The organism is Lutimaribacter saemankumensis (assembly GCF_900100005.1).
Lineage (GTDB): Bacteria > Pseudomonadota > Alphaproteobacteria > Rhodobacterales > Rhodobacteraceae > Lutimaribacter > Lutimaribacter saemankumensis.
The window spans coordinates 1-9,352 of sequence record NZ_FNEB01000022.1; the positions used below are offsets into that span (position 1 = coordinate 1).

The 9,352-nt window shown below is 57.0% G+C and carries 8 protein-coding genes and 1 pseudogene; 6 read left to right on the plus strand and 3 right to left on the minus strand.

All coding sequences use genetic code 11. The annotated features are described in order from the left end of the window. Positions 1-819, plus strand: an 819-nt coding sequence (locus BLT50_RS18370; protein WP_217629256.1) for a class I SAM-dependent methyltransferase, incomplete at its 5' end; no start/stop codon positions are given. A 201-nt stretch (positions 820-1,020) separates the two neighbouring features. On the opposite strand, the gene BLT50_RS18375 is transcribed toward BLT50_RS18370, so the two are convergent. Further along, a complete protein-coding gene (locus BLT50_RS18375; RefSeq protein WP_139170588.1) occupies positions 1,021-2,361 on the minus strand; it encodes an alpha/beta hydrolase in 1,341 nt (446 codons plus the stop codon). Positions 2,362-2,375: 14 nt separating this feature from the next. Here BLT50_RS18375 and BLT50_RS18380 point away from each other — a divergent pair, with 14 nt between their 5' ends. Next, positions 2,376-2,654, plus strand: a complete 279-nt coding sequence (locus BLT50_RS18380) for a hypothetical protein (protein ID WP_090030713.1) — start codon at positions 2,376-2,378, stop codon at positions 2,652-2,654. Between the two features lie 746 nt (positions 2,655-3,400). On the opposite strand, the gene BLT50_RS18385 is transcribed toward BLT50_RS18380, so the two are convergent. Beyond that, a complete protein-coding gene (locus tag BLT50_RS18385) occupies positions 3,401-4,225 on the minus strand; it encodes an alpha/beta fold hydrolase (RefSeq protein ID WP_090030715.1) in 825 nt (274 codons plus the stop codon). A 130-nt stretch (positions 4,226-4,355) separates the two neighbouring features. On the opposite strand from BLT50_RS18385, the gene BLT50_RS18390 reads away from it, so the two are divergent. Continuing rightward, a complete protein-coding gene (locus tag BLT50_RS18390) occupies positions 4,356-5,648 on the plus strand; it encodes an MFS transporter (RefSeq protein ID WP_281241662.1) in 1,293 nt (430 codons plus the stop codon). Positions 5,649-5,856: 208 nt separating this feature from the next. Here the strand turns inward: BLT50_RS18390 and BLT50_RS18395 are convergent. Further along, positions 5,857-6,489: pseudogene (locus BLT50_RS18395) on the minus strand (tyrosine-type recombinase/integrase). Positions 6,490-6,706: 217 nt separating this feature from the next. Between BLT50_RS18395 and BLT50_RS18400 the strand changes: the two are divergent. The 3 genes from BLT50_RS18400 to BLT50_RS18410 form a co-directional block, all read left to right on the plus strand. Continuing rightward, a complete protein-coding gene (locus BLT50_RS18400) occupies positions 6,707-7,519 on the plus strand; it encodes a hypothetical protein (protein WP_090030719.1) in 813 nt (270 codons plus the stop codon). Positions 7,520-7,709: 190 nt separating this feature from the next. Beyond that, a complete protein-coding gene (locus BLT50_RS18405) occupies positions 7,710-7,937 on the plus strand; it encodes a helix-turn-helix domain-containing protein (RefSeq protein ID WP_245723462.1) in 228 nt (75 codons plus the stop codon). A 159-nt stretch (positions 7,938-8,096) separates the two neighbouring features. Beyond that, positions 8,097-9,352, plus strand: a 1,256-nt coding sequence (locus tag BLT50_RS18410; protein ID WP_090030723.1) for a hypothetical protein, incomplete at its 3' end; no start/stop codon positions are given.

A 9,352-nucleotide genomic window follows, 5' to 3' on the forward strand; every position in this document is an offset into this window, starting at 1 on the left:
CGGCTTCAACTTCGCGTCCAGCGCTATGGATGGGATGCGGCTTGCCCACATTACCACGTGGGCTGGTCGGATCAGCTCCGCCCGGCCCACGACCGGATTCTGAAAATGGCGCGGGTCGACCCCGGTCAAAGGGTCATCGAAACGGCCTGCGGCAGCGGCCTGATTACCATGCGGCTGGCAGAACAGGTTGGTGCAGCGGGTTACGTTCTGGCCACCGATCTGTCACAGGGCATGATCGACGACTTGCAGGCGCGCCTGCGCGAAAACGGTATCGAGGGCGTCGAGGTGCGGCGCATGCCTGCGGAAAGCCTCGATGTGCCTGATGAGACTTTCGACGCTGCGATTTGCGCGCTCGGGCTGATGTATACGCCGGATCCTGCCGCCGCTGTTTCTGAGATGGCTCGGGCTGTCGCTCCCGGTGGCAAAGTCACAGCAACCGTGTGGGGTGAACGCCGAAATTGTGGCTGGGCGGAAGTTTTTCCCATCGTTGACGCCCGTGTGGCATCCGAGGTGTGCCCGATGTTCTTTGGAACGGGGGCGCCAAACGCACTCAAGCGGATCTTCGAAGATGCCGATCTCGAGAACATTGGAGAGCATCGTCAGTTTGAAACTTTGGTCTTCCGATCCGACGAAGATGTCGTGAATGCAGTTCTACTTGGTGGTCCCGTAGCACTTGCCATCAAGCGTTTCGACGACCAGGATTGGAACGAGGTTCGTCAGGAGTTCCTGGCGTCTGTTGCGGACTATAGGAACAATGATGGGTCCTACGGCATCCCCGGTGAGTTCGTTACCGTGAATGGAATCCGTCCACCGAACTGAACTGCCTATTATGTCCGCTTCGGGCTCGGAGCTGTCGTTCGCTGCCAGCTGATCTAATTTCAGCTTTGCGGGCAAACCGAACATTGAAATTGTCACGGGATGAACACGGACTGCAGACACAGGTGGTCAAATCTGTCCTGTCGATATAACAGCATCCGCAATCACTCAGTGTCTCTTTGTCTGCGGATATTGAAGTGACGTTCAGGATTGAAGAATTTTTTGACCGTCTGTCCTGCCCAAGAACTCAAGTGTATGCGCCATGATCTCTTGGAAAGCTGGATCGCTGGCGACCAGAAACGTGTTCGAACTGTCTACCTCGAGAAACTCGGCGCCTGGAATGCCAGCCGCAACCTTTCGCCCTTCTGTTGCGGGATGTATAGGGCACATTCGCGAATGGATTACGAGCGTTGGCGTTTGGACACGTTCCAAGTCCTCAAGAACGTTTAGTCGGTCGATTAGCTGTCGTTGCAGCAATGCGTTTTCTCCGGAACCTGCATGCGAGATCAAATGGATTAGATCCGTAGTTTCCTCGAAAGAGGCCATTGGCAAAACCATCGTCGCCCACGCTCGCATAAAGCCATTGTCAGGATCACCCCACCCACCACTCTTGAGAAGCGTGATGAAAGGATCGCTTTCAGCGGTGTCTGAAGCGCCTTCACGCGTCGCCCTGCCGCGCGCATAACCGTTTTGGATTACAAGGGATGAAACTCGTTCGGGATGTAGCGAGCAAAATCGAATTGCAGTCGCCGCAGATTGCAAAACTGAAACAACTGGAAAACGATCAAGGCCTGCTGCATCGGCAACTGCGAGCATGTCATCCACGTGGTTGTCGAGAGTATCTTTGGGATTAATAGGGTCCGATAGCCCTGACCCTCTTATGTCATATCTAACCAATCGATGATTTTCCGAAAGCGCGTCAAAGATCGGGCGCAATAATTTGCTGCGCCAGTCTTTCTCAAGGTGTGAGATGTGATGCCATGCATATAGGATAGGCGGCCCTTCACCGACGCTGGACCAAGCGATGTTTGTTCCGTCTTTGGAGGGTGTATATCGGACTGCCTGGCCCCTCTCAGAGGTCAACGAAGCCTTAGACTTGGTTTCCCCAGATACATCAGAGACCATCTCGAATCCGCGCCGCGAGACGGTTCGGATCACGCGCTGATCCTTTCCGTTGTCCCCGACTGCTGTGCGTGCGGCGTTGATGCGTGCGCTGATCGTGGCGTCGGACACGATGCGGCCATTCCATACGGCGTCGATCAGTTCATCCTTGCTCACAACCTGCCCGGCGCGCTCGGCCAGAAGGTGCAGAAGGTCGAATACCTGGGGTTCGAGCGGTATCGTTTCACCATCCCGAAGGAATGTCCGGCTGGCCGTGTTCAGCTCACAATTTGCAAAGAAATAACGCATGTCTCGGTCGATCCCCGCGTCTTTTTCTGAAGGATCAACCGTTTCTTCAGGCAAATCAAGGAAATCACAAAGTCTTCTAAAAGGCTTCTTCAAGCGCGGATTGCCGATGTCGGGCAAGTTGAAACCATCGAACAACAAGGAGACATGCAATGACCACTCAGCCCGAATACAAGACCACGACCACCGGCGCGATCGACTATGCAAGCTATGACCGCCGCGCCCGCGAAATCCGCAGCCAGGACGCCTGGAGCATGATCAGGGCGATCGGACGGGCCGTGAAGATCGCCGCTGACTTGATCAAGCGGCGTACATCCCCCGAAGTCACCCAGTTTGACAAGGTTCCCGGCCGCATGCCGATGCGGAGCCCCGAAGCGCGCCGTGCGTCCCCGACGCGTTCCCCGGCAAAAGCCGAACCCATGCGCCGCTAAACTTGATGCCGTTCAACCAAGGAAAGGCCCCGCCCCGTCGGCGGGGTTTTCTTTTTTCCTCGGAAAAGTCTCTGAAATTGTCAGGGTGCGCTTGGGATAGCGCTGCTAAACTTGAGAATTGTTTTTGTTTGTTCTGGGCTCGAAGCAGTTGTTTGCTATTTGCGTGTCTAATGACTGCTCAGCGGACTTTAAGCCGTTGATTGGTAACCGCTCAAGCTACCAGCCCAAAAACAGGCAAGAAAACCTAAGTACCTGAAAAATATAAATTCTCCGAAACGTAGATGAAGAGCAACCATTAGGCGCGCCTTCTACCTGTTTGCGGAAAAGTCAAGAAAGCCCCCACTTTGACACATCTTGTTTTCCACGTGTTGCAGTGCTGCCCCTGTCGTCACGTGCTTTGAATGGCAAGCGCGAGCACAATGCACAGCAAGGCCACATAAATGGTGCCTGGGTATCTCCATAATACGGTGGCGGCTTTCTTCATCATGTTTTTCTGCTTTCGAGACGGTGTCCCCCACCCTTCTACGTCAGCTAAAATATGAGACCTGTTTGGAGATCTGTTGGCCGGCTCGGGGCATTTTTCTGGCAGTGCGTAGAAATTTTGGAAACCTCGTCCAGTTGAGTGCTCGTTTTGGGCTCGGAGCGGCTGTTCGCGACGCTTTCGCCCAACGTCGGCTGAGCGGGACAATCCGGCAGTTAGCTGCTGCCGCACTCGCAAGCTGCTTGAATGACCACTATGCGGCGGCTCATGAACTTCTCAGGTGATCGAGAAGCGGCCCCGCGACTTCTTCAGAATGTGTGAACGGAACATTGTGACCCGCGCCCTCTATCTCGATCACCTTAATGCATGGCCGTAGTTCGACCAAACTCGCACATGCTGCATTCATCGCTTGGATAGTTTTTCCGCCTTTGATTACTAGCGGATCAATGCTGAGTGACCGGATGTCCTCAGTATACGGACGGTATGGGGCATAGTCGCTCAGCCAGCTATTCCATTCATGATAAAGTCGCGCAGCGACGCGACGTATCTTCTCCTGCATCTTCTCCGGAGTGGCAGCCCATGTACCTGGACGGCGCGCCCATGTATCTATGAACACCTCGATCGCTTCCTCTTGGGCGCCGGCGTCCATGTGTGCAACGTAAGTCGTTGCCAGTTCGACGATCTCGCGCAGCTTTGGATTTTCTTGCTCGCGCAACAATCCCCAGAGGGACGGCTCCAACCAAACAGCTGATCGCACTATTTCAGGTGTGTCACCGAGAAGCGGGAAGGACAGCATCGTGCCCCCCGAATGCGTGACAAGATGCACAGAGGTATCCAATTCTTCGACAAGCGCTTTGAGCGCGGCGGCATCAATGGCTGGCGTCCAAGGGCGCTCGACCGTCCAAGGTTCGTTCCTACCATAACCGGGAAGGTCAGGCGTTACAGCGGTAAACCCCGCGTTGACAACCGACTGTGCCAAGTTGCGCCACTGCGCGCCCGCCGCGAGGGAGCCATGCACGAACAGAACCGCAGGACCGTGACCCGTTACATCGTAATGCATCTGACCATGGTCGAAGTTGAGAACAGGCATTGGTCTCCTCCGGAGTTAATGGAGAGGCCCATAAGTAGCACATTTCGAAAGTTACTGCGACTTTGCCACCCAAGGCGCGCATTGACTTGAAGTTTTGGCCTGACCGGTCCAGCTGGTTTCATAATAATCAGTGATAGCGGCTGCGGTCTTCGCACACATACTTGGAACAACATTAGTATGTTATAGTGTTTGGAATTTTCAGGAGAGTGCCATGACCGCCGTCGAGCATCTGCCACCTTTTCGATGGGTAATTGTCGGAGCGGCAGCGTTGATATTGGCCATGTCAATGGGCGCAATCGTCAACGGTATGTCCGCCTATGTCGTACCTTTGGAAGAACTCCATGGTTGGGATCGTGCGGATATTTCCTTGATTAACGTATCCGGCATCGTAGGCATGGCATTCGGTGGGCTCATAATGGGCGCTATGGCCGACAAGTTCGGAACCCGTACCGTTGTTCTGATGGGCAGCATTGTGATGGGCCTTGCCTATCTCACGTCCGCAGCAGCGAGCCAGCTTTGGCAGTATTATATGCTTATGTTCATTGCGGGCCTCTTTGGTGGAGCTGCAATCTTTGCGCCGGTCATGTCACTGGTTGGAAAATGGTTCCCCGTAGGCGCGGGTCTTGCGATTGGCATCGCCTCGGCCGGTCAAGCCTTAGGCCAAGGGGGAGTACCGTTCGGCTCGGCGCTGCTGATCAAATCATTTGGGGTGTCGGGAGCCTTGGCAATCACAGGCGGCCTGATGCTCGTTGTTCTTATTCCGTTGGCGGCACTGCTCAGGCCGATCGAACTTGGCTATTCCGCGCAAGTGTCAGCGGTGCAAAGCCGTGACTATCCGCCAATCAAACTGGTCGTTCCGATGATGTGCCTCGCGATTTTCTTGTGTTGCACAAGCATGTCAGTGCCCCTCATGCATCTTGTTCCGCATATCCAAGGCTGCGGATACAGTGCCGATGAAGCTGGCACGGTCATCTTCTTGATGCTGATGGTGGGAATACTCGGACGTATCGCCTTCGGGAAGCTCGCTGACATTATCGGTTCTATTCCAGCTTACATGACAGCAACGGCTTGGATGACATTGCTCATTTACGGCTTCATCCTGATCAACGACCTTTCAAGCTTTTATCTTTATGCTCCGATATATGGATTTGGATATGCCGGCGTGATGACCGGCGTTCTGACCACCACCGCCGCCTACACTCCGCCCGAGCGGCGTGGTTTTGCTCTGGGCGTGATTACCATGTTCGGATGGTTTGGCCACGCCAACGGCGGATACCTGGGCGGTTACCTTTATGATATGACCGCTGACTACGCCGTCGCCTATGGGATGGCTGCGTTGGCCGGTGCCCTGAACCTGGTCGTCGTAGCGATCCTGCTCTGGATGGTCAAAGGACCTGGAGCAGCAGAAGCAGCAAGCTCCTGAAATGGTATCACTAAGCATTGTTTGGCGCTCCTTGGGTGGAACTCGAACTAACCGCTGACCGAATATTGGACAGTCATGTCAGCCGAAAGGCCGGATATCTGTGCGTCCGCTATGGGCTCTTATCCGACGTTCGCTGCGTGTCGCATGAATGACGGCTAAATTTCGGAGGTGAGTTTGGGCCGCTGCGGGTGAGCGAACCGGATTGTTGTCAGATTTCGATGGTTTCGGCGATGTGTAGGGCGTCTTCGAGTTCGACGCCAAGGTATCGGACGGTGCTGTCCATCCTGGCGTGACCAAGCAGCAATTGAACGGCGCGTAGATTGCCTGTCTTTCGGTAGATCCCAGCTACCCTGGTGCGCCGCATGGAGTGCGTCCCGTAGGAGCTGGGCGGTAGTCCAATCGATACCACCCAGTTGCGGATAAGCCGAGCATATTGCCGGGTTGAGATGTGGGGGCGGTCGTGAAGGCGTCCGGGCCAGAGGCATTCGGACCCATACATCAGCGGCGCATTGATCCATTGCAGAAGGCTTTGACGCGTGCCTTCGGCAATCTCAAACCGGACTGGCGTCCGTGTTTTGCTTTGGATGATTGAGCTGAGTTCCCGGATTTCTCCGGCAGCTTAGACATCTGTCACCTTTAGCCTGACCAGATCGCAGCCGCGTAATTTTCTGTCGATCGCTAAAGTGAAGAGCGCATGGTCACGGTGGTTGCCGGCTATTTTAAGGCGTGCACCTATGGCCCAGACGTGTCTGGGCATCAAGGAGCGCTTCTGACCGACGATCCGTACCTTGTTCCAAGGCGCGCGCTTTACACGCAGTGCGGGACGATTTGGCGTTTGCATGAGAGCGGGTCCTGTCCACCACGCCCTTCCGCACCGCCAACCCTATGTTGACCCGTTCGCTTATCACGCGCGCCCGTGTTTGCAGACGCAATGGTGGCGCTTGCCGAGGTGCGAGCGGTCGCAGTTTCGGCACGCGTACCAGCTTACAACCACCTCGTTTTGAGCCGTACGCTGAAGTTATGCTGGACCTACGTGATAGGGGGTGTTGAGATCGGCTATGGCTGATGTCGAGCGACCCGTGAAGAACAAAAGGGCGTCTTCGTGTGAGACGCCGGACGACTATTCGATCTATCTGCCGAGTGATTGGGCAAGGACGACCGATATGCCGTTCCGGATTGCCGATTATCGGGAAGCGGGGATTTTCACGGACGAGGAACAGGGGGCGCTTGCAGAGAAGCATGGGCTGAGCGCGGAGCATGTAAAAGAACTCTCACTGCTTGTCGGCAACGCACTCGATGTCGGGAATTACGCAACCTTCATTCGTATCAGCCGTTCGAGGGTGCAGCGTAGCCTGGAAAAGGCCTTCAATGGGGGACGCCTCAGGGCCAAGCCCCTGCTGGACGACATTGGCGTCATCAACCAGGTCTTTGCGGCCCTGTCGTTGCCATACTTCGTCCCGATGCCGGAAGACTCGTCCGACGCAGTCCACATGGCAGGGCCGCCCGAGGCAATCTGGGGTACAGGGAACCGGGACCTGGCGATTTCGGGGCCGCATATCCCGGTCACATTGAGCGTCGCGCGCAAGGTGCTCGTCCCAGACAACCGCAATGAAGAGTATGACAGCAGACGACGTTTTGTTGTCCAGCAATGCTGCTACGTCGCTCTGGACGCCGGTTGGCCACTCTCGTTTACGACAGATGCGACCTTGGCCGGAGACCAACGGACGGGGCGCCTCGTGGAGCTGATCAAGGATGTTCTCCAGCTGGTGACAGATCCCCCTCAGCGCACCAGCGGAGAGACGATCGTGGACGATCTTGAACACGCGCGCTCTAGCATCATTGCCAACGGGGACCATCCCGCCTTGAGGTAAAAGCGGGCGCTGCCACATCAATACACTTGGACGGATTGGGCGCCGCGCGGCGATGGTCGCGCCATGCCACACGTACCCACAGAGATCCCTGACACGACCGACCAAAGCCCCATGGCTGCGGTCGATGCTGTTGTCGTGGCGCTGGCGCGGCTTCTTGGCGAAGCCGCGGCGCGGGAGTGGGGTGCGACAAATGACGAACCCAATCTGGACGGCAGCCATGACCAAATCGAACAAGACCCCTCCCCTCTTGACGGTGCGTGACATCGCACGCCTCGACAATGTCAGCGAGAAGACCGTGCGCCGGGCTATTGCATCTGGCGATCTCGAGGCCATCCGCATCGGTCCCGGGAAGCGCCTGCTGCGCATCCATCCCGAGGCGCACGCAGCCTATCGTCGCGCGCATCGCAGCTGGGCCTAGTGGCCAGCAATGTCCAATAAAGTCAAAGCCTTGATATACCGTCGGGAAGACCCGTCCGGCAAAACCGCGTTTGTTTATAGTGTAGAGTATTCCCGACCAGGCCCACGTGTCCCCACCTGTCCACCCGCGTCCCAAGCTGACCAGAAAGCGAGCCACCCGATGACAGAGCACAGCACGATTTCCCTCGACGCCATCTTCGTTGACCCCTCCACACCCAGCTTTGCCGACCTGATGGAGCAGCTCGGCACAAACAGCACGCTCACGGCTGCACGCCGCAAGGATCTCGTCTCCGGCTTGCGCCGGGTGGCCGAAGCACTCAACCGGACGCCAGCCCTGGTTCCTGCCGATCCGCGGTGGTTGCAGCCGCGGCTCGCGCGCATTGCCCCCGCGGCCATCGGCGTCACCCGGAAGACCTGGCAGAACGCGGTCAGCAACGCACGCAGCGCGATGGTCGCCTGCGGGATTGTCACAAAACGCCAACGCCGGCCCGAAGATCTTTCGCCGGACTGGCGCAGCCTCTGGAGCGTTGTGCAGGCCTCGAAGGACAAAAGCCTTCTGAGCCCTTTGCCGCGCTTTGTCTTTTTTCTCGACCGCATTGGGATCGCACCCAAAGACGTGAGCAATGACCATGCACTTCTGTTTCTGGAAGCGGTCGAGCTGAATGAGATCAGCAAGAATCCCCGAGCCGCGTATGAAGGCGCGGTGATGGGTTGGAATCTTGCCGGAGAACGATTGGCGGAGTGGCCCCGCCAGCGACTGGACCTTCCGTCAAGGTCAAAGCGGGTCATGCTGCCAGAGACGGAGTACGCCGCCGACTTTATCAAGGATGTCGACAGGTATCTCGAGATGCGCCTGAGGCCGGACCCGCTTGCGACCGGGAAGTCGCTCCGCCCGATCGCCGCCTCGTCCGCAGCCACGTATCGCTTCATGTTGCTGCGTTTTGCCAGTCACGTTGTTGGGTCCGGGATTGCGGCCGTGGAGATTTCTTCGTTGGACGTATTGCTGCAGCCAGCCCATGTGGAACGGGGGCTGCGGCAAATGTTGGAGCGCAACGGTGGCGCGACGCGCGCGTCGATCAGCGATACCGCGGGACTTCTTCTGACCATCGCCAAGCATCTCGGCTTGCCGGAAGAGACAGTTCGCACCCTCACACAGTACAAAACGCGCCTTGCCGTGCATGAGCCGGGCGGTATGACGGCCAAGAACCGCGACCGTTTGCGCGTGTTGCGCAACCCGAACGTTCTGCGGCGTCTGCTGCATCTGCCGGAGCAGGTCATGGCGCGCCCGCTCGGCCAGCGCCGCTATAAAGCGCTGCGGGCGCGGGAGGATGCCATCGCCATTGGCATTCTGCTCTACTGCCCTCTGCGAGTTTCCAACCTGTCGATGTTGGAGATCGAGCGTCACCTGCAACGCCC